The sequence below is a fragment of the Nocardioides sp. genome, from assembly GCF_036405735.1.
Classification (GTDB): domain Bacteria; phylum Actinomycetota; class Actinomycetes; order Propionibacteriales; family Nocardioidaceae; genus Nocardioides.
In genome coordinates this window covers 1-18222 of sequence record NZ_DASWXC010000017.1, presented here as the reverse complement: position 1 = coordinate 18222, position 18222 = coordinate 1, and the positions used below count along the sequence as shown (strand labels likewise).

The following is an 18222-nucleotide window of genomic DNA, read 5'->3' as shown; positions in this document are numbered from 1 at the left end:
CCAGCGGAGGGGCCGGCTCAGCGCTCCTTGGACCGCACCCGGATGCCGGTGAGCGGGATGGTGGTGGAGCCAGCGGGGTCGGTGAAGAAGTCGTTGCCCTTGTCGTCGACAACGATGAAGGCGGGGAAGTCCTCGACCTCGATCTTCCAGATCGCCTCCATGCCGAGCTCGGGGTACTCCAGCACCTCGACCGACCTGATGCAGTCCTGCGCCAGTCGGGCCGCTGGGCCGCCGATCGAGCCGAGGTAGAAGCCGCCGTAGGTCCCGCAGGCCTCGGTCACGACCTTCGACCGGTTGCCCTTGGCCAGCATGACCATCGACCCGCCGGCCGCCTGGAACTGCTCGACGTAGGAGTCCATCCGGCCCGCCGTGGTGGGACCAAAGGAGCCCGACGCCATCCCGTCCGGCGTCTTGGCGGGGCCGGCGTAGTACACCGGGTGGTCGCGCAGGTACGCCGGCATCTCCTCTCCCGCGTCGAGCCGCTCCTTGATCTTCGCGTGCGCGATGTCGCGCGCCACGACGAGCGGACCGGTCAGTGAGAGCCGCGTCTTGACGGGGTGCTTCGACAGCTCGGCGAGGATGTCGGTCATCGGCTGGTTGAGGTCGATCTTCACGACCTCGCCCGCCGCGATGTCCTCGGCGACACCGGCATCGGGCATGTACTGCGCCGGGTCGGTCTCGAGCTGCTCGAGGAAGACACCGTCGGCAGTGATCTTGCCCAGCGCCTGCCGGTCGGCCGAGCAGGAGACCGCGATCGCGACGGGGCAGGAGGCGCCGTGGCGGGGGAGCCGGACGACCCGGACGTCGTGGCAGAAGTACTTGCCGCCGAACTGCGCGCCGATCCCGAACGACTGGGTGAGCTTGAAGACCTTCTCCTCCAGCTCGAGGTCGCGGAACCCGTGGGCGCTCATCGAGCCGGAGGTCGGCAGCGAGTCGAGGTAGTGCGCCGAGGCGTACTTCGCGGTCTTGAGCGCGAACTCCGCCGAGGTGCCGCCGATCACGATCGCCAGGTGGTACGGCGGGCAGGCCGCCGTACCTAGGGAGCGGATCTTCTCGTCCAGGAACGTGAGGATGCGCTCGGGGTTGAGGATCGCCTTGGTCTCCTGGAACAGGAACGACTTGTTGGCCGAGCCGCCGCCCTTGGCCATGAAGAGGAACTTGTACTCCGGACCCTTGGGGCCGTCCTCGGTGGCGTAGATCTCGACCTGGGCCGGCAGGTTGGTGCCGGTGTTCCTCTCCTCGTAGGTCGTGATCGGTGCGAGCTGGGAGTAGCGCAGGTTGAGCTTCGTGTAGGCGTCGTACACGCCCTCGGAGACGACGCGGGCGTCGTCGGTGCCGGTCAGCACGCCCTCGGACTTCTTGCCCATCACGATCGCGGTGCCGGTGTCCTGGCACATCGGCAGGATCCCGCCCGCGGAGATGTTGACGTTCTTGAGCAGGTCGAGCGCCACGAAGCGGTCGTTGCCGGACGCCTCCGGGTCGTCGATGATGCGGCGCAGCTGCGCGAGGTGGGCCGGGCGGAGGAACTGGTTGATGTCCTTCATCGCCTCGGCGGTGAGCCGCCGGATCGCCTCGGGCTCAACCTTGAGGAAGGTGCGGCTGGTGCCGTCCTCCTCGTTGACCGTGACGGTCGAGACGCCCTCGGTCGTGATCAGCCGGTAAGGAGTGTCGTCCTCACCGATCGGAAGCAGGTCGGAGTAGTTGAACTCAGGAGCGGCCACGAGCGGCAAGCGTAATCCCGCGGACGTCCCGGTGTGGTGGCGGCTCCCGCCGCCGGCCGGCTCCGCGCCCGGATCGAGGGTTGCGCGATGACCTAGAGTGAGGTGCACCACACGTCCATGATGGACGTGAGGCGTCTCTTCACTACGGATCGTCCGGCACGTACCTGCCGGTGAAGGAGCAAACTCAACATGGCAACTGTGACCTTCGAGAAGGCCCAGCGCTGGTACCCCGGAGCCGACAGCCCGGCGGTCAAGGGCATCGACCTCGAGATCGGCGACGGCGAGTTCATGGTGCTCGTCGGCCCGTCGGGCTGCGGCAAGTCAACGACCCTGCGCATGCTCGCGGGTCTGGAGGACGTCACCGACGGCCGGATCCTGATCGGCGACCGTGACGTCACCAAGGTCCCGCCCAAGGACCGCGACATCGCGATGGTGTTCCAGAACTACGCGCTCTATCCGCACATGAGCGTTGCCGACAACATGGGCTTCGCGCTGAAGATGGCGAAGGTCGACGGTGCGGAGCGCGAGCGCCGCGTCAAGGAGGCGGCCTCGATCCTCGGCCTGACCGAGTACCTCGACCGCAAGCCCAAGGCGCTGTCCGGTGGCCAGCGTCAGCGCGTCGCCATGGGCCGCGCCATCGTCCGCCAGCCGCAGGTGTTCTGCATGGACGAGCCGTTGTCGAACCTCGACGCCAAGATGCGCGTGAACACCCGCACCGACATCGCGAAGCTGCAGGCCGACCTGGGCGTCACGACCGTCTACGTCACCCACGACCAGGTCGAGGCCATGACGATGGGCGACCGGGTGGCGGTCATGAACGCCGGCGAGCTGCAGCAGGTCGACACGCCGCTCAACCTCTACACGAAGCCGGTCAACCTCTTCGTCGCCGGCTTCATAGGCAGCCCGCAGATGAACCTCATCGAGGCCACCGCGGTCGACGGCCAGGCCAAGATCGGGGAGTACCTCGTCCCCGTGGATCCCACCTCGGCGAGGAAGATGCAGGGCCGGATCACGTTGGGCGTCCGTCCCGAGGCCTGGCGGCTGGTCTCCGCCGCGGAGGGCGGCCTCCCGGTCCACGTGACGGTCGTCGAGGAGCTCGGCTCGGACTCGTTCGTCTACGGCACCTGCGACGTGGAGGGCACGCCCTCCAACATCATCGTCCGGGTCTCGGCGCGCGACCAGGTCCACAAGGGCGACGTCCTCTACGTCACCACCGACCCGCGCGACGTGCACGTCTTCGACACCGGGACGGGGCTGCGGCTGAGCGAGTGAGGCCGGCGGCGCGGAATCCCCGGGTCACCGGTGATTCTTGAACTTCGGGGGCGTTGCAACGCCCCCGAAGTCGCGGGATCCCCGGTCAACCGGGGATTCCGCGGCCGGCCCGGTCGGCGTTGCGGCGCACCGCGTCGACCAGGGTCGGCCACAGCCCCTCGGGGATGTCGTGACCCAGACCGTCGATGAGCAGCAGCTCCGAGCCGGGGATCGCCATCGAGGTGGCGCGGCCACCGGAGACGTGGACCATCTTGTCGTGCAGGCCGTGGACGACCAGGGTCGGCACGGTCACCCGCCGCAGGTCGCGGGTGCGGTTGGGCTGGCTGAGGATCGCGAGGATCTGGCGGGCGCTGGCGCGGGTGTCGACACCGCGCTCGAAGGTCTCCTCCGCCCGTCGGCGCACGTCCTCCTCGGTGACCGGGTAGCCGGGTGAGCCGATCAGCCGCCACAGTCGGACCGACCCCTCGACGTACGCCTCCCGCCCGACGCTGCGCGCCAGGAAGACGGGCAGCAGCGAGGGGTGCTGGAAGCCGACCGTCCGCGCCCCGGTCGTCGACATCATCGACACCAGCGACCGCACGCGGTCCGGCCACCGCACCGCCAGGGTCTGGGCGATCATCCCGCCCATCGACACACCCCACACGTGGGCGGCGTCGATGCCGAGGTGGTCGAGCAGCCCGACCGCGTCCTGCGCCATGTCGGTCAGGGAGTACGGCGGCGCGACCCTCAGTCCCACGAAGGCCCGGGTCATCCGGCGGACCGTGACGATGCCCTCCAGGTGGGTGGAGCGGCCGGAGTCCCGGTTGTCGTACCGGATCACGAAGAACCCCGCCTCGGCGAGCATCCGGCACAGCTCGGCGTCCCACCAGGTCATCGGGCCGCCCAGCCCCATCACGAGCAGCAGCGGCTCGTCGTCGGGGGACCCGAAGGTCTGGTAGCAGATCCGGATGCCGCGCCCCACGTCGGCGAACTGCTCCTCCGACACGGATACGGACATCGGAGCCTCCTGTTGGTGTCGCGGGGCCTGCCGGCGGCTGTCGGGTGGGGTGTGGGCTCAGCCCTCGAAGTCGATGGCGGAGTAGGCCCGCAGCTTGGAGAGCTGGTGCTCGCTGGTGACCTTGCGGATCGTGCCGGAGCGCGAGCGCATCACCAGCGACTCGGTGACGACCGAGCCGCCCGGGCCGTAGTGGACCCCGCGCATCAGGTCGCCGTCGGTGATCCCGGTGGCGACGAAGAAGCAGTCGTCACCGGTGACCAGGTCGTTGGTGGTGAGCACGAAGTCGGGGTCGAGGTTGTGGCCGGCGTCGATCGCCTTCTGCCGCTCGGCGTCGTCCTGCGGCCAGAGCCGGCCCTGGATGGTGCCGCCGAGCGCCTTCATGGCGCAGGCCGCGATGATGCCCTCGGGGGTGCCGCCGATGCCCAGCAGCAGGTCGACCCCGGAGCCGGCGCGGGCCGCGGAGATGGCGCCGGCGACGTCGCCGTCGGTGATGAACTTGATCCGCGCGCCGGTCGCCCGGATCTCCTCGGCCAGCTGCGCGTGACGCGGCCGGTCGAGCAGCACGACCGTGACGTCGCTGGGGCCGCCGCCCTTGGCCTTCGCGACCTGGTGGATGTTCTCGGCGACCGGGAGGCGGATGTCGACGACGTCGGCAGCCTCGGGGCCGGTGACCAGCTTCTCCATGTAGAAGACGGCCGAGGGGTCGTACATCGACCCGCGGGGGGCGACGGCCAGGACCGCGATGGCGTTGTTCATGCCCTTCGCGGTCAGCGTCGTCCCGTCGATCGGGTCGACGGCCACGTCGACGTCGGGACCGGTGCCGTCGCCGACGCTCTCGCCGTTGTAGAGCATGGGGGCGTTGTCCTTCTCGCCCTCGCCGATCACGACCACGCCGTTCATGGCGACCGTCGAGATCATCACGCGCATCGCGTGGACGGCCACGCCGTCGGCGCCGTTCTTGTCGCCGCGTCCGACCCACCGGGCGGCCGACATGGCGGCGGCCTCGGTCACGCGGACCAGCTCCAGGGCCAAGTTGCGGTCCGGCGCGGCCGGCGCGACGTCGAGGGGCTCCGGGCGGTGGTGGCTGCTCATGGGGCGACTGTATCCATCCGAATCGGCTCCGATGCCGCTCACGAGACGCCGTGGACCGAGACCTCTGTCGCTTTCACGATCAAATTCACGGCAAGCCCCGGGGCGAGGCCGAGCTCGGCGACCGCGGCCGCCGTGACCTCCGCGTCGAGGGGTACGCCGGCCGCGACCGTCCGGACGCGGAACCGGTCGCCCAGGGGCTCCAGCTCGGTCACCGTGGCCGGCAACGCGTTTCGCGGGCTGCCGGCCGGCGGCTCGGCGAAGACCGAGACCGACTGCGGGGAGAAGACGGCGACGGCCCGGCTCCCGGGCGCGAGCGGCTCGTCGGCCGGCAGTCCCTGCACGGTCAGCTCGCCGACTACGGCCGTGCCGTCCCAGCGACCGGCGACCAGGTTGAGGCCGGCGATCCGGGCGGCGAACCCGCTCCGCGGCCGGCTGAGCACCTCCCTGGTGGTGCCCGTCTCCACGACCCGGCCGGCCTCGACCACCGCGACCCGGTCCGCCAGCAGCAGGGCGTCCAGCACGTCGTGCGTGACTAGCAGCGTGGTCCGGTCGGCCAGCACGGGCCGCAGCGCCTGCCGCAACGCGGGGGCGACGGCGACGTCCAGCGCCGCCATCGGCTCGTCGAGCAACAGCAGCTCGGGCTCGGCGGCCAGCGCCCGGGCCACGGCGACCCGTTGGGCCTGTCCGCCGCTGAGCTCGTGGGGCCGGCGCTCGGCGAGGTCGGCGACCCCGACCTGCGCCAACCAGTCCCGGGCCTGCTCGCGAGCGACCCGGCGGGCCGCGCCGCGGGCGCGCGGAGCGAAGGCGACGTTGTCGACCGCGCTCAGGTGGGGGAACAGCAGCGGCTCCTGGGCGAGCAGGGCGATCCTGCGGTCGTGCGGGGGTACGCCGGCCAGCGGTCGCTCGCCCAGGGTGACCCCGCCCGTACTGGGCCGCACCAGCCCGGCGATCACCCCGAGGATCGTGGACTTCCCGGCACCGTTGGGGCCGAGCAGGGCCAGGGTCTCGCCGGCAGCGACCTCGAGCCGCACCTCGACGTCTCGGTCGGCCACCGTGGCGTCGTACGTCAGGGCGGGCGCCGGGTGGCTCATCCGGGGGATCACAGCGCGCCCCGGCCGTGTCGCGCGGTCCCGATCACGATCAGCGCGACCACGACCAGCACCAAGGAGAGCGCCACCGCGGCGTCGGGGTCGGTGACCCGCTCGAGGTAGATCTGGATGGGGAGCGTCGTGGTCGTGCCCGGCAGTGAGCCGGCGAAGGTGATGGTCGCCCCGAACTCGCCCAGCGACCGGGCGAAGGCGAGCACCGTGCCCGAGAGCAGGCCGGGGAGCACGAGCGGCAGGGTCACGCGGCGGAACACCGTCGTGGGAGCCGCGCCGAGGGTGGCCGCGACGACCTCGTACCGCCGGCCGGCCGTGCGCAGCGCGCCCTCCACGCTGACGACCAGGAAGGGCAGCGCGACGAAGGCCTGGGCCAGCACGACCGCGGCGGTGGTGAAGGCGATCTCCAGGCCGAGCACCTCCAGCGTCGCGCCGAGCATGCCGCGTCGTCCGAACGCAGCCAGCAGCGCGATGCCGCCGACCACGGGGGGCAGCACCAGCGGGAGCAGCACGAGCGCCCGCACGAGCGCCTGCCCGCGGAACCGCGTCCGGGCCAGGACCGTCGCCATCGGAACGCCGAGCAGTACGCACAGCAGCGTGCTCGCCGTACTGGTGCGCAGGCTCAGCCACAGGGCGTCGCGGGCCGAGGGCGACGTCACCAGCGCCGGGAACGCCACCCAGTCCACGCGGGTCACCATCGCCACCAGGGGCAGCAGCACGAAGGCCGCGCCGAGCAGGGCAGGGATGTAGAGCCATCGCGGCAGCGCGGTCGTCATGCGACGCCGAACCCCGCGGCGGCGAGGACCTCACGGGCGGCGGCGTCGTGGGCCACGAAGTCGACGAACTCCCCGGCCAGCCTCCCGGCAGGGCCGCGGCGGACGACGGCCGCGATGGGATAGGTGTTCGTCCCCTCCGCCACGGCCGGCCCCAACGACGCCGCGACGGCGTCGACCTTCGTGCCCGCCGCCTCGATGTCGGTGCTGTAGACCACGCCCGCGTCGGCCTCGCCGGTCACCACCTTGCCGAGTACGTCGGCGACCGACTGCTCCTCGCTGACGGGGCTCAGCGTCACGCCGAGCTCGTCCGCGACCCGGGCGGTCGCGGCGCCACAGGGCACGGGCTCGGCACACACCACGAGACGCAGCCCCGGGCGAGCCAGGTCGCCGAAGGACGTCACCTCGGCCGGGTTGCCGGGCGGCACGGCGATCGCGACGACGTTGGTGGCGAACGGAACGGGTGCGGCCACGAGCCCGTCGTCGACGAGGCCGCTCATCGTCGCGGTGTCCGCGGTGGCGATCACGTCGGCGGGGGCGCCCTCCTTCACCTGCTCGACGAGGTCAGCCGAGCCGCCGAAGCTGAGCCGCACCTCGACTCCGTGCGCGGCCTCGAAGTCCGTGGCCAACCCGGTGAACGGCCCCGTGAGCGAGGCCGCGGCGAAGACGGTCAACGCCCCGTCCTCGTCGCCGGCGCACCCGGTGAGGGCGCCGGCCGCCAGCAGCAGGGCGCCGGCGAGCGCCGGTGCCCTCACGGTCGCTCCACGACGACGTTGGTCGACTTCACCGACGCGATCGCGCGGACGCCGGGCTCCAGCCCCAGCTCCTCGGCCGCCTCGGTGCTCATCAGCGAGACCAGGCGGTAGGGGCCGCAGACCAGCTCGACCTGCGCCATCACGGTGTCCTTGACGACCCGGGTGACGATGCCCGGCAGCCGGTTGCGGGCGCTGACGGCGGCGGACCTCGGCACGTCCGGCTGGTCGGCCAGCGCGGTCGCGAGCTGCGCCAGCGCGGTGCCCGGGACGGCACCGCGGCCGGCCTCGGTGGTCGTGGCGAGCCGTCCGCTCTCGATCCAGCGTCGGACGGTGTCGTCGCTCACGCCGAGCACCTCGGCTGCTTCGGCGATGCGGTAGGTCGTCACGCTCTCATGCTCCCGCATGTGCGGGCACCTGTCACGGAGGACTGTCCGCAGGTGCGGCTCCTTGGTCCCGGGTCGGCGGGCGAGCCGGCCTCTGAGAGGATGGCCGGGTGAGTGAGCCCCCCACCGAGCCGCAGGCCGGCGCTCGGCGCTATCCCCGCACCTTCGGTGGCCTGGTCGCCTCGATGATCGTGCTGGTCCTGGCCGTGCTCGGCTACTGGGTCGTGCAGAGGGCGCTCAACCCCACGCCCGAGATCAGCCCGGAGGCGGTGGACTATCTCGACACCGCCGCCGCCGCCCAGGAGGCCGGCATCCCGGTCGTCTACCCGACCTCGCTGCCCGAGGGCTGGATCGCGACCGAGGTGCGGCTCACGCCCGGGGACCGGCTGGTGTGGGGGATCCCGATGCTCACCGACGAGGAGCGGTTCGTCGGCCTGCAGCAGGAGGACGAGGACCTCCACACGCTGCTGGACACCTATGTCGACGAGAACGCCCGCCAGGGCGCCGACGTGATGATCGACAGTCCCGTCGCCTCCCGCTGGTCGTCGTGGACTGACGAGGGCGGGGACCACGCGTTCGCCGCGGAGGTCGGCGAGACCGTGGTGCTCGTCTACGGCTCCGCGCCGGCGACCGACCTCAAGGAGCTGGTCTCCCGGCTGAGCACCGCGCCGGTCGGCTGAGGCGGTTCAGCTTTCGCCGTCGATGGCGGCGTCGAGCCGCTTCCGGGCGCCGTCGAGCCACTGCTGGCACACGGTGGCCAGCTGCTCGCCGCGCTCCCACAGCGCCAGCGACTCCTCCAGCGTCGTGCCGCCGGCCTCGAGCCGGCGTACGACCTCGACGAGCTCCTCGCGAGCGGCTTCGTAGGTGATCGACTCGCCGCTCGCTGCGGCGCTCTGGTCACTGGCGGCCATCGGCCTCCCCTTCCTCGGTGGCGGTCTCGGTTGCTGTCACGGTGGCGGCGACGCGGCCGTCGGCGACCCGGATGCTGACAGTGGCGCCCGGCGCGACGCCGGCGACGCTGCTGACGACGTGTCCCTCGGCGTCCTGGACCACGGCGTAGCCGCGCTGCAGGGTCGCCAGCGGCGACAGCGCGCGTGCTCGGGCGCGGTGGTGGTCGATGTCGTCGGCGGCCCGGTCGAGCCGGTGCTCCAGGGTGCGCCGCGCGCGCTCGCGCAGCGCGTCCACCTCGGTGAGGCGGGCGTCGAGCAGCGAGCGCGGGTCGGCCAGCGCGGGCCGGGAGCGCAACCCGTCGAGGGCCGCCTGCTCGCGCTGCAGCCATCCGTGCAGGCCGCCGCGCAGTCGCTGCCGGGCGGTGTCGACGACCCGCAGCTCCTCGGCGACGTCCGGCACGACCAGCTTGGCGGCATCGGTCGGCGTCGAGGCGCGTACGTCGGCCACCAGGTCGAGCAGCGGGCTGTCGGGCTCGTGGCCGATGGCCGAGACGACGGGCGTGCGGGCGGCGTGGACCGCGCGCACGAGCGCCTCGTCGGAGAACGGCAGCAGGTCCTCCACGGAACCGCCGCCGCGGGCGATGACGATCACGTCGACCGACGGGTCGCGGTCGAGCCGCTCGAGCGCCTCGATGACCTCCGCCGCCGAGCGCGGGCCCTGCATGGCGGCGTACGCCACGGCGAAGGTGACCGCCGGCCAGCGGCGGCGGGCGTTCTCGAGGACGTCACGCTCCGCGGCCGAACCGGGTGCGGTGACCAGGCCGACCGTGCCGGGCAGGAACGGCAGGCGCCGCTTGAGCGCCGTCGCGAAGAGCCCCTCGGCCGCCAGCAGCTGCCGGCGCCGCTCCAGCCGGGCGAGCAGCTCGCCGAGGCCGACCATGCGGATGTCGCGGGCCTGGAGCGAGAGCGTGCCCCGGTTGGCGTAGTAGGAGGGCTTGGCGTGCACAACCACGCTCGCGCCCTCGACCAGCGGCGGGTTGAGGCCGTCGAACAGGACCCGACTGCAGGTGACCGGGATGGAGATGTCGGCGACCGTGTCGCGCAGCGTCAGGAAGACGGTGCCGACGCCGGGCCGCCGGTTGACCTGGGCGACCTGACCCTCCACCCACACCGCGCCGAGCCGGTCGATCCAGCCGGCGATCGCGTTGGCGATCTGGCGCACGGGGGCGGGCTGCTCCAGGGACGTCTGCAGCGTCATGTGGGGTCCTCGCGGATCGACTCCTGGTCGAGGACGAACGTCTCGAACCCGGGGATGGTGAAGCGGAGCCGACCGTAGCCGGCCTCCTCGATGATGCCCTTGGTGATGAGGTTGCGCCGCACCATGCTCAGCGACTCGGTGGAGGTGTTCAGCCGCTCGGCGATCTCGCCGCGGCGTACGACGGCCCGGCCGACCGTCGCCATGGCCTGCAGGAACGACCGCTCCGAGGCGGTCGCGACCGCCCAGCGGGCTTCGAAGATCGACGCCAGCGCGGTCCGGGCCGAGCGCGATCCGGCCTCGACAGCAGCGAGGTCGAGGACCGATCCCCGCTCCGGTCTCGCAGCCTCCCAGGTCGCGGCGCCCAGGATCTGCAGCGACTGCGGGTAGCCGCGGGCGGTGTCCACCACCGAGGTCAGCGCGTCCGGCGACCAGCTGACGCCGAGCTCGGTGGCGGGGGCTTCGAGCAGTCGGGCGGCGTCCGCGCGGCCGAACTCGCCCAGGACGAGCTCGTGGCTGCGCTCCCCGAAGGTCGCGGCGCGGGTCAGCAGGCCCTTGGTCTGGGGCAGCCCGGCTCCGATGACGCCGACCGGGATCCCGTCCCGGACGCCGCCGAGGTTCTGCAGCGCGTTGAGCAGGACGGCTCCGTGGAGCAGTGCCTGGCGGTCGGGGGCGTACTCCCACTCGCGCCCGGACTCCAGTGGGGCGTGCAGCTCGTCGATCATCACGACCAGACCGGCCCCACCGCGCTCCCGCACCAGCTGGCCCGCGCGGGCGAGCAGGTCCTCGAGCGGGCCGACCAGCGCCGTGGACTGCGCGACCGCGCTGCTCTCGAGGCGGGCGCGGACCTTGGCGAACCCGGCGCTGAGCTCGACGGTGATCTCCTTGAGCCGCCGGCCACCCGGCGCCGTGACCTGGGCGCGCTCCAGGCTGCGCTCCACCCGGTCGACGATCTCGCCGAGGAAGGGCTGCTGCTTGACGCAGGAGACCCACGCGACCACGAAGCCGTCCTCCTCGGCCTGCCCGGCGACGTCGCGCAGGAGGGACGTCTTGCCGACCCCGCGGGGCCCGGTGACGACGGTCAGGGGGCCCATCATCTCGCCGTACGCCGCGACCCTCGCCAGCTTGTCGCGCAGCACCGTGCGCTCCTGGTCGCGGCCGATGAAGACGCGCGGCCGGTCACTCGGGGTGTACGGGTTGGGGAGCACCGACACCTCCTGTGTTCCCGGTCATGGATAGGTCTTTATAGCTCGGGAAAGCTATAAGGGACTATAAGTCACCGAGCCCCACGGTAGGCCGTGCCACCGACCGAGTCGGCCCGGCTCGCCATTCGGAGGCCGCCATCCTGCGCCCGTAGACTCGGACCCATGGTCGACCTCGCCGCCCCGCGTGTCCTCTCCGACGAGGAGAAGCAGGTCCTGCTGGCCGCGCCACGCGGCTACTGCGCCGGCGTGGACCGGGCCGTCGTCACGGTCGAGCAGGCGCTGGAGCTCTACGGCGCGCCGGTCTACGTCCGCAAGGAGATCGTGCACAACAAGCACGTCGTCGGCGACCTGGCCGCCCGCGGCGCCGTCTTCGTGGAGGAGCTCGACGAGGTCCCGTCCGGTGCCACCGTCGTCTTCAGCGCCCACGGCGTCTCGCCGGCCGTCCACGCCGACGCGCGACAGCGGCAGCTGAAGACGATCGACGCGACCTGCCCCCTGGTCACCAAGGTGCACCACGAGGCGAAGCGGTTCGCCGCGGAGGGCTTCGACATCGTCCTGGTCGGCCACGCCGGCCACGAGGAGGTCGAGGGCACCATGGGGGAGGCGCCCGAGGCGATCCAGCTGGTCGAAGGCCCGTGGGACGTCGACAAGGTCACGGTGGCCGATCCCGAGAAGGTCGTCTGGCTCTCGCAGACGACGCTGTCGGTCGACGAGACGATGACCACCGTGGCCGCGCTGCGCGAGCGCTTCCCGGCGCTGCTCGACCCGCCGAGCGACGACATCTGCTACGCCACCCAGAACCGCCAGCTCGCGGTCAAGGAGATCTCTCCCGCGACCGACCTGCTGATCGTGGTGGGCTCCCGCAACTCCTCCAACTCCGTCCGGCTGGTCGAGGTCGGGCTGGAGGCCGGGGCGAAGACGGCGTACCGCGTCGACGACGCCTCCGAGATCGACGAGGCGTGGCTGGAGGGCGTCCGATCGGTGAGCGTCACGAGCGGCGCCAGCGTGCCGGAGTCGCTCGTGCAGGGCGTGCTCGCCTTCCTGGCCGAGCGGGGCTACCCCGACGCCCGTGCCGTGCACAGCGCCGAGGAGTCGCTCGTGTTCGCGCTGCCGCCGGAGCTGCGCAAGGACCTCAAGGCCGCCGCCGCGGCGCGGGCCTGAGGGGCACGACGATGGCGCGGTACGTCGACATCCACCCCGACAACCCGCAGCCCCGGCTGCTGCAGCAGGTGGTCGACGCGCTCAACGACGACCAGCTGATCGCCTACCCGACCGACTCCGGCTACGCGCTGGGCTCGCGGGTCGGCAACAAGGACGGCCGCGACCGGATCCTGCGGATCCGCGACCTCGACGAGCGCCACCACTTCACGCTGGTGTGCAAGGACTTCTCCCAGCTCGGGCAGCTGGTGCACGTCGACAACAGCGCGTTCCGCGCGATCCGGGCCGCCACGCCGGGCCCGTACACCTTCATCCTCCCGGGCACCCCCGAGGTGCCGCGCCGCCTGCTGCATCCCAAGAAGCGCACCGTCGGCGTCCGGATCCCCGAGCACGCGTTCGTGCACGCGCTGCTCGACCTGCTCGGCGAGCCGCTGCTCAGCTCGACGCTGATCATGCCCGGCGAGACCGAGCCGCGGACCAACGGCTGGGACGTCAAGGAGACCCTCGACCACCAGGTCGACGTGGTGGTCGAGACCGGCGAGGACACTCCGGCCGAGCCCACCACCGTCGTGGACTGGTCCGACAGCCAGCCCGAGGTCCTGCGTCAGGGCGCCGGCGACTGGTCCCGGTTCAGCTGACGTAGCTGCGTCGCACCGCCAGGCAGCCCAGGCACAGGCCGTAGCCGAGGCAGAGCGCGAGGCTGTGCCCCGCCAGGCCGGCGATGACCGCCTGGACCAGGCTGTCGTCGGGGCGTCCCAGCGCGCCGCGCCGCGCCACCGCGACGACCGTGAAGACCAGCAGCATCAGCAGGGGCGGCAGCACGCCGACGGTGAAGAAGTCCCGGGGCGTGACCAGCAGCGCCAGCGCGAGGCACAGCAGCACGAAGAGGATGTCGAAGCCCCAGCTGATCCGCTCGGCCAGCGCCAGCTCCACGGCAGCCGCCGTCAGGGCGAGCGCGACCCCGAGCGCGACGACCTGGCGGCCCGGCTCGCGCCCCTCTTCCCAGATGGTTCGCGCATGGCTCATGGGACGGGTGCCTCCTACCCGGCAACGTTAGGGTCGTCGACCTCGCTGGTGGATACGGCGCGCCGTACGGCGCTCAGCTCGACCGGACGCGGCGCCGGCAGGTCGGCGTCGGTCACCGCGAGATCACGGAACCGCCGGGCGGTCACCAGCACCCGGGTGTCCAACGATCCCATCGCGGCGTTGTAGGAGCCGACGGCCGCGTTGAGCGAGCGTCCGACGCCGTCGAGGTGGCGCCCGAGCACCGCCAGACGGTCGTGCAGCTCACGGCCGAGCCGGTGCACCTCGCGGGCCTCGTCGGCGACGGCCTGCTGCCGCCAGCCGTGGGCGACGGTCCGCAGCAGCGCGATCAGCGTGGTGGGCGTCGCGAGCACGACCTGCCGCTCGGCGGCGTACTCGATGAGCGACGGGTCGTGCTCGAGCGCCGCCGCCAGGAAGGACTCGGCCGGCACAAACAGCACCACGAACTCCGGCGAGGCCGGCAGCGACTTCCAGTACGCCTTGCCGGCCAGGCCGTCGACGTGCTTGCGGAGCTGGCGGGCGTGCCGGGCCAGGTGTCCCGCGCGCGCCTCGCCCTCGTCGGCGGCCATCGCGTCGAGATAGGCGTCCAGCGGCACCTTGCTGTCGACCACGACGTCGCGACCGCCGGCCAGGTGCACCACCAGGTCGGGACGCTGCAGGCCCGCCTCGGTGCTGACGGCCGGCTGCTCGGTGAAGTCGCAGCGGTCCACGAGTCCGGCCAGCTCGACCGCGCGGCGCAGGTGCAGCTCACCCCACCGGCCGCGGACCTGCGGCTTCCGCAGCGCACTGGACAGGGTGCGGGCCTCCTGGCCGAGCGCCTCCGTCGAGCGGCGTACGTCGACCACCTGCTGGGCCAGCTGCTGCTCCCAGCCGACGCGGGCCCGGTCGAGGTGGTGCAGCTGGTCGCTGATCCGGTCCAGTCCGTGGAGGACCTCGCCGGCGTCGATGCCCTGCTCGACGCGTGCGTCGAGGAGCGTCGAGGCCGCGCGCGCCCGCTCCCACAGCACACCGAGCCCGGCCCCGAACGCGAGCCCGAGCACGAGTCCGGTCAGCAGGGCGAGGAGGAGCTGAAGCATCATGCGGCCAGCATGAGGCCCGCCACCGACAGTCGTGCGCGGCAGCCCGCTCCGGCGGCCGACGTGGGTCAGTCGGCGAGGTCGACGACGACCGGAGCGTGGTCGGACGGCGCGCCTGCGAACACCGCCGGGTCGCGCTCGTCCCGGTCGATGAAGGCCCCGGTGACGCGCGCGGCCAGCGATGGCGAGGCCAGCGCGAAGTCGATCTTCAGCCCGCGGTCGCGCTCGAAGCGCTGGCGGTAGTAGTCGAAGTACGTGTAGCCCGGCGCGTGCGCACGGGTCACCTCGCTCCACCCGCCGTCGAGGAAGGCATGGAAGGCGGCCCGCTCGGGTGGAGTGACGTGGGTGGAGTTGCGGAACTGCTTGACGTCGAAGACGTCGTCGTCGGTCGGGCAGATGTTCCAGTCGCCGACCAGGGCGGTGGGGGAGTCCAGCCACGACGTCGCGGCCTCCCGCAGCCGGGCCAGCCAGTCGAGCTTGTAGACGTAGTGCGGGTCGTCGGGCTTGCGGCCGTTCGGCACGTAGAGCGACACGACCCGGACGCCGCCGCACACGGCGCTGATCGCACGCGCCTCGGACTCGGCGGGGTCGCCCCACCCGGGCATGCCCTCGAAGCCGCGCTGCACGTCGTCGAGGCCGACGCGGGAGAGCAGCGCCACGCCGTTCCACTGCGAGTGCCCGGCGGCGGCGATCTCGTACCCACGCGCCTCGATCCCCATCGTCGGCAGCTGGTCCACCTTCGCCTTGGTCTCCTGCAGCGCCAGCACGTCGATGTCGTGGCGGTCCAGGAAGGCCTCGACCCGGTCGATGCGGGAGCGGAGCGAGTTGACGTTCCAGGTGGCGATACGCACCCCGGGAGGCTACCGGGAGGCGACGGCTCGGTCGGCCACCTGCCCCAGCACCGCGGGCCAGTCCTCGATCCCGAAGTCCTCGCCGAACCGGAGCACCACGACGTCGGTGCTCGGTGACACGTGGATGAACTGACCGAGGTTGCCGCGGGCCTGGAAGGCGCCGGGGCGGGCCTCGTCGAGCCACCACCACAGGCCGTAGTGCGGGGCCAGGACGCCGTCGGACGTCGGCTGGGCGCTGGTCGCGCGCTCCCAGAACGCCGGCTCGGCCACCTGCGCCCCGTCGGCGCCGCCGACCCGGCCGGCCCGAGCCGCCAGCAGGCCGAAGCGCGCCCAGTCGCGCAGGGTGGCGTTGAAGCCGCTCTCGAGCTTCTCCAGGCCGCTGGCCTCGCTGTCGATGCTCCACGACGCGTCCCGCTCGGCGCCGAGCGGCGCCCACAGGTGCCGCTCGGCGTAGGACGCGACGGAGACGCCCGTCGCGCGCTCGAGGAGCATGCCGACCAGCAGCGGGTTGTAGTTGTTGTAGCGCCAGGTCCGCATCGGCGCCTCCTCGATGGTGGCCGAGAGTGCCGTCGCGCGCAGGTCGGGGCTGTAGTAGGTGACCGCGTCGTCGCTCCACGGCAGTCCACGCTCCTCGTAGTGGAGCCCCGACCCCATCGCGAGCAGCGACGCGAGCGTCACCCGGGAGAACCGCCCGTCGTCCTCGGCGAGCTCGGGAAGGTAGTCGGTGACCGGCACGTCGAGGCTCGGCAGGTCACCGCGTTGCAGCGCGATGCCGACCAGGGTGGCGAGCACCGACTTCGCGACCGAGAAGGAGGTCAGCAGCGTGGCGGGACCGGCGCCGGCGCCGTACGCCTCCAGCAGCACGCACCCCTGCCGGAGCACCAGGAAGCCGCGGGTCCGGGTCTCGCGCAGCAGGCCGTCGAGGCGACGGCGCTCACCGGCAGTGGTCACCGTGAGCTCGGACGGGTCCCTCGTCTCGGCGCAGTCCGGCAGCGGCCGGGCCGCCGGGGGAGCCGCGATGGTGCGCGCCGGGAACCGGTCGATGTCCTCGACGTCGGCCTCCAGCCAGACCACCGCCCGGGCGACGGCGGAGGTGTCGAGGCTGAGCCGCGCCCAGGTCTGGAGGGCCACGCCCGCGACGAGCAGCAGCGCGACGAGGACGGCCGTACGCCGCAGCCAGCGGCCCCGTCGCCCGGTCCGCCGTCGCGCCGTCGCCTCCTCGTGCACCGCAGCAACCTAGCGGCGCAGCGGGACGTCGGTGGGCGGGGGTCCGACCGATTCGGGATACTCGTCCCCGACCACGACCGCCGCGGGCAGGAGAGGGCATGACGCAGCCAGGCAGCCGGCCAGCCGGCGCGTCTCCCGGTGAGCCCGGCGACACCGGCGACACTGGCGACACCGGCATCGTCGTGCGCGGAGTCGGCCGGACCTACCGCGACCAGGACGGCGCCGCCACCGTCGCCCTCGACGGGGTCGAGCTGTCCGTGCCGCCGGGGCGGTTCGTCAGCGTCATCGGCCCCAGCGGCTGCGGCAAGTCCACGCTGCTGCGGATGGTGGCCGGGCTGGAGCGCCCGGACGTGGGCGAGGTAACCGTCTGCGGTACGACGCCGCAGCGGGCCGCCGAGGAGAAGCGTCTCGGGCTGGTGCCCCAGGGTCCCGCCCTGCTGCCGTGGCTGTCGGTCCTCGGCAACGTCGCGCTGCCCGGCAAGGTCAACCGCCGTCACAACCGTCGTCCCGAGCCGGACCTGGTCGCGCTGCTGCGGCGTGCCGGCCTGGGCGACGCGCTGCACCTGCGCCCGGCCCAGCTCTCGGGCGGCATGCAGCAGCGCGTCGCGATCGTGCGCGCCTTCGGCCTGCAGCCCGACGTGCTGCTGATGGACGAGCCGTTCTCGGCGCTCGACGAGTTCAACCGCGAGGCCCAGCACGAGCAGCTGCTCGACCTGTGGGAGCAGCAGGGCACGACCGTCCTGTTCGTCACCCACTCGATCCTCGAGGCGGTGCGACTCTCCGACACCGTCGTGGTGATGGCGGCTCGGCCGGGCCGGATCGTCGACGTCGTCGACATCGACCTGCCGCGGCCGCGCACGCAGGAGCTCATCCGCAGCCCGCAGTTCCACGCCTACGAGCTGGCGCTGCGCGAGCGGCTCCGGGACGCCTTCGAGCAGGGCGTCGCGTGATGCGCCGGCTCGTACGCCGGCTGCACCCGGCGTACTGGGCGCCGCTGGTCGTCCTGCTGGTGGTGCTCGGGGTCGGCTGGCGGCTGGGCGCGGAGCGGTTCCCCTACCTGCTGCCGCCGCTCGGCGAGGTGTGGGGCGTGCTGCGCGACGAGCCCGGCTACTTCGTCGAGAACGGCTGGGTGACGCTGCGCGAGGCGCTGGTCGGCCTGCTGATCGGGTTCGTCGCGGCGTTCCTGCTGGCGATCCTGGTCACCGAGGCCCCGCTGGCCCGGCGGGCGATCATGCCGGTCGCGGTGGTGCTCAACGTGACGCCGCTGGTGGCGATCGCCCCGGCGCTGGTGGTGGCCTTCGGCTTCGGGGCGGCGCCCAAGCTGATCCTCACCGCGCTGATCTGCTTCTTCCCGATCCTCATCAACGCCTCCGCCGGACTGCGGGCGGTCCCCGGCCCGGTGCTGCAGGTGTTCGAGTCGGTG

20 protein-coding genes are annotated in these 18222 nt (G+C 72.5%); 6 read left to right on the top strand and 14 right to left on the bottom strand.

The annotated features are described in order from the left end of the window. Positions 1-17: 17 nt before the first annotated feature. Positions 18-1721: a fumarate hydratase gene (locus tag VGE38_RS03115; protein WP_331141073.1), complete on the bottom strand. Its 1704-nt coding sequence runs from the start codon at positions 1719-1721 to the stop codon at positions 18-20. A gap of 189 nt (positions 1722-1910) precedes the next feature. On the opposite strand from VGE38_RS03115, the gene VGE38_RS03110 reads away from it, so the two are divergent. Then, complete coding sequence (locus tag VGE38_RS03110) at positions 1911-2993, top strand: ABC transporter ATP-binding protein (RefSeq protein ID WP_331141072.1); 1083 nt, start codon at positions 1911-1913, stop codon at positions 2991-2993. 85 nt (positions 2994-3078) lie between these two features. On the opposite strand, the gene VGE38_RS03105 is transcribed toward VGE38_RS03110, so the two are convergent. Genes VGE38_RS03105 through VGE38_RS03080 form a run of 6 tightly spaced genes read right to left on the bottom strand, consistent with a single transcriptional unit; the run spans position 3079 to position 8096 of the window. Then, the gene (locus VGE38_RS03105) at positions 3079-3990 is read right to left on the bottom strand and encodes an alpha/beta fold hydrolase (RefSeq protein ID WP_331141071.1); all 912 of its coding nucleotides are present in this window, start codon (positions 3988-3990) and stop codon (positions 3079-3081) included. A gap of 57 nt (positions 3991-4047) precedes the next feature. Further along, positions 4048-5082, bottom strand: a complete 1035-nt coding sequence (gene glpX / locus VGE38_RS03100) for a class II fructose-bisphosphatase (RefSeq protein ID WP_331141070.1) — start codon at positions 5080-5082, stop codon at positions 4048-4050. A 38-nt stretch (positions 5083-5120) separates the two neighbouring features. Continuing rightward, positions 5121-6173 carry a sulfate/molybdate ABC transporter ATP-binding protein gene (locus VGE38_RS03095; RefSeq protein ID WP_331141069.1) on the bottom strand — a complete coding sequence of 351 codons (1053 nt, stop codon included), beginning with the start codon at positions 6171-6173 and terminating at the stop codon, positions 5121-5123. Between the two features lie 8 nt (positions 6174-6181). Next, on the bottom strand, positions 6182-6958 hold the full coding sequence (locus VGE38_RS03090; protein ID WP_331141068.1) for an ABC transporter permease: 777 nt from the start codon (positions 6956-6958) through the stop codon (positions 6182-6184). Further along, positions 6955-7710, bottom strand: coding sequence for a molybdate ABC transporter substrate-binding protein (gene modA / locus VGE38_RS03085; protein ID WP_331141067.1), 756 nt, complete (start codon positions 7708-7710; stop codon positions 6955-6957). The genes VGE38_RS03090 and modA overlap by 4 nt, the downstream gene beginning before the upstream one ends. Then, a complete protein-coding gene (locus tag VGE38_RS03080; protein ID WP_331141066.1) occupies positions 7707-8096 on the bottom strand; it encodes a TOBE domain-containing protein in 390 nt (129 codons plus the stop codon). Before VGE38_RS03080 ends, modA begins: the two co-directional genes overlap by 4 nt. Before the next feature lie 107 nt (positions 8097-8203). On the opposite strand from VGE38_RS03080, the gene VGE38_RS03075 reads away from it, so the two are divergent. Continuing rightward, the gene (locus VGE38_RS03075) at positions 8204-8773 is read left to right on the top strand and encodes a DUF4245 domain-containing protein (RefSeq protein ID WP_331141065.1); all 570 of its coding nucleotides are present in this window, start codon (positions 8204-8206) and stop codon (positions 8771-8773) included. A 6-nt stretch (positions 8774-8779) separates the two neighbouring features. On the opposite strand, the gene VGE38_RS03070 is transcribed toward VGE38_RS03075, so the two are convergent. From VGE38_RS03070 to VGE38_RS03060, 3 genes are read right to left on the bottom strand one after another with little or no spacing between them, the layout of a single operon-like run. Next, positions 8780-9004: an exodeoxyribonuclease VII small subunit gene (locus VGE38_RS03070; protein WP_331141064.1), complete on the bottom strand. Its 225-nt coding sequence runs from the start codon at positions 9002-9004 to the stop codon at positions 8780-8782. Next, positions 8991-10241 carry an exodeoxyribonuclease VII large subunit gene (gene xseA / locus VGE38_RS03065; protein ID WP_331141063.1) on the bottom strand — a complete coding sequence of 417 codons (1251 nt, stop codon included), beginning with the start codon at positions 10239-10241 and terminating at the stop codon, positions 8991-8993. The genes VGE38_RS03070 and xseA overlap by 14 nt, the downstream gene beginning before the upstream one ends. Beyond that, positions 10238-11446, bottom strand: coding sequence for a DUF8462 domain-containing protein (locus VGE38_RS03060; protein WP_331141062.1), 1209 nt, complete (start codon positions 11444-11446; stop codon positions 10238-10240). Before VGE38_RS03060 ends, xseA begins: the two co-directional genes overlap by 4 nt. Before the next feature lie 159 nt (positions 11447-11605). Here VGE38_RS03060 and VGE38_RS03055 point away from each other — a divergent pair, with 159 nt between their 5' ends. Further along, positions 11606-12604 carry a 4-hydroxy-3-methylbut-2-enyl diphosphate reductase gene (locus VGE38_RS03055; protein WP_331141061.1) on the top strand — a complete coding sequence of 333 codons (999 nt, stop codon included), beginning with the start codon at positions 11606-11608 and terminating at the stop codon, positions 12602-12604. Positions 12605-12615: 11 nt separating this feature from the next. Next, positions 12616-13239 (top strand): L-threonylcarbamoyladenylate synthase, encoded by a 624-nt coding sequence (locus tag VGE38_RS03050; RefSeq protein WP_331141060.1) that lies wholly within the window; start codon positions 12616-12618, stop codon positions 13237-13239. Here the strand turns inward: VGE38_RS03050 and VGE38_RS03045 are convergent. The 4 genes from VGE38_RS03045 to VGE38_RS03030 form a co-directional block, all read right to left on the bottom strand. Then, the gene (locus VGE38_RS03045; RefSeq protein ID WP_331141059.1) at positions 13232-13627 is read right to left on the bottom strand and encodes a DUF6542 domain-containing protein; all 396 of its coding nucleotides are present in this window, start codon (positions 13625-13627) and stop codon (positions 13232-13234) included. The two genes, VGE38_RS03050 and VGE38_RS03045, sit on opposite strands and share 8 nt — an antisense overlap. A 14-nt stretch (positions 13628-13641) precedes the next feature. Next, complete coding sequence (locus VGE38_RS03040) at positions 13642-14724, bottom strand: DNA recombination protein RmuC (RefSeq protein ID WP_331141058.1); 1083 nt, start codon at positions 14722-14724, stop codon at positions 13642-13644. 65 nt (positions 14725-14789) lie between these two features. Continuing rightward, a complete protein-coding gene (locus tag VGE38_RS03035; RefSeq protein WP_331141057.1) occupies positions 14790-15572 on the bottom strand; it encodes an exodeoxyribonuclease III in 783 nt (260 codons plus the stop codon). Between the two features lie 9 nt (positions 15573-15581). Continuing rightward, positions 15582-16799 (bottom strand): serine hydrolase domain-containing protein, encoded by a 1218-nt coding sequence (locus VGE38_RS03030; RefSeq protein WP_331141056.1) that lies wholly within the window; start codon positions 16797-16799, stop codon positions 15582-15584. Between the two features lie 98 nt (positions 16800-16897). Here VGE38_RS03030 and VGE38_RS03025 point away from each other — a divergent pair, with 98 nt between their 5' ends. Together VGE38_RS03025 and VGE38_RS03020 are read left to right on the top strand one after the other, a co-directional pair. Next, a complete protein-coding gene (locus VGE38_RS03025; RefSeq protein ID WP_331141055.1) occupies positions 16898-17749 on the top strand; it encodes an ABC transporter ATP-binding protein in 852 nt (283 codons plus the stop codon). Further along, positions 17749-18222, top strand: a 474-nt coding sequence (locus VGE38_RS03020) for an ABC transporter permease (RefSeq protein WP_331141094.1), incomplete at its 3' end; no start/stop codon positions are given. The genes VGE38_RS03025 and VGE38_RS03020, both read left to right, overlap by 1 nt.

Excerpts from the sequence above, each read along its gene's own strand:
- VGE38_RS03025 (WP_331141055.1), top strand. The coding sequence starts at position 16,898 with ATGACGCAGCCAGGCAGCCGGCCAGCCGGCGCGTCTCCCGGTGAGCCC.
- glpX (WP_331141070.1), bottom strand. The coding sequence starts at position 5,082 with ATGAGCAGCCACCACCGCCCGGAGCCCCTCGACGTCGCGCCGGCCGCG.
- VGE38_RS03040 (WP_331141058.1), bottom strand. The coding sequence starts at position 14,724 with ATGATGCTTCAGCTCCTCCTCGCCCTGCTGACCGGACTCGTGCTCGGG.
- VGE38_RS03110 (WP_331141072.1), top strand. The coding sequence starts at position 1,911 with ATGGCAACTGTGACCTTCGAGAAGGCCCAGCGCTGGTACCCCGGAGCC.
- VGE38_RS03090 (WP_331141068.1), bottom strand. The coding sequence starts at position 6,958 with ATGACGACCGCGCTGCCGCGATGGCTCTACATCCCTGCCCTGCTCGGC.
- VGE38_RS03105 (WP_331141071.1), bottom strand. The coding sequence starts at position 3,990 with ATGTCCGTATCCGTGTCGGAGGAGCAGTTCGCCGACGTGGGGCGCGGC.
- VGE38_RS03070 (WP_331141064.1), bottom strand. The coding sequence starts at position 9,004 with ATGGCCGCCAGTGACCAGAGCGCCGCAGCGAGCGGCGAGTCGATCACC.
- VGE38_RS03055 (WP_331141061.1), top strand. The coding sequence starts at position 11,606 with ATGGTCGACCTCGCCGCCCCGCGTGTCCTCTCCGACGAGGAGAAGCAG.
- VGE38_RS03050 (WP_331141060.1), top strand. The coding sequence starts at position 12,616 with ATGGCGCGGTACGTCGACATCCACCCCGACAACCCGCAGCCCCGGCTG.
- VGE38_RS03095 (WP_331141069.1), bottom strand. The coding sequence starts at position 6,173 with ATGAGCCACCCGGCGCCCGCCCTGACGTACGACGCCACGGTGGCCGAC.
- xseA (WP_331141063.1), bottom strand. The coding sequence starts at position 10,241 with ATGACGCTGCAGACGTCCCTGGAGCAGCCCGCCCCCGTGCGCCAGATC.
- VGE38_RS03045 (WP_331141059.1), bottom strand. The coding sequence starts at position 13,627 with ATGAGCCATGCGCGAACCATCTGGGAAGAGGGGCGCGAGCCGGGCCGC.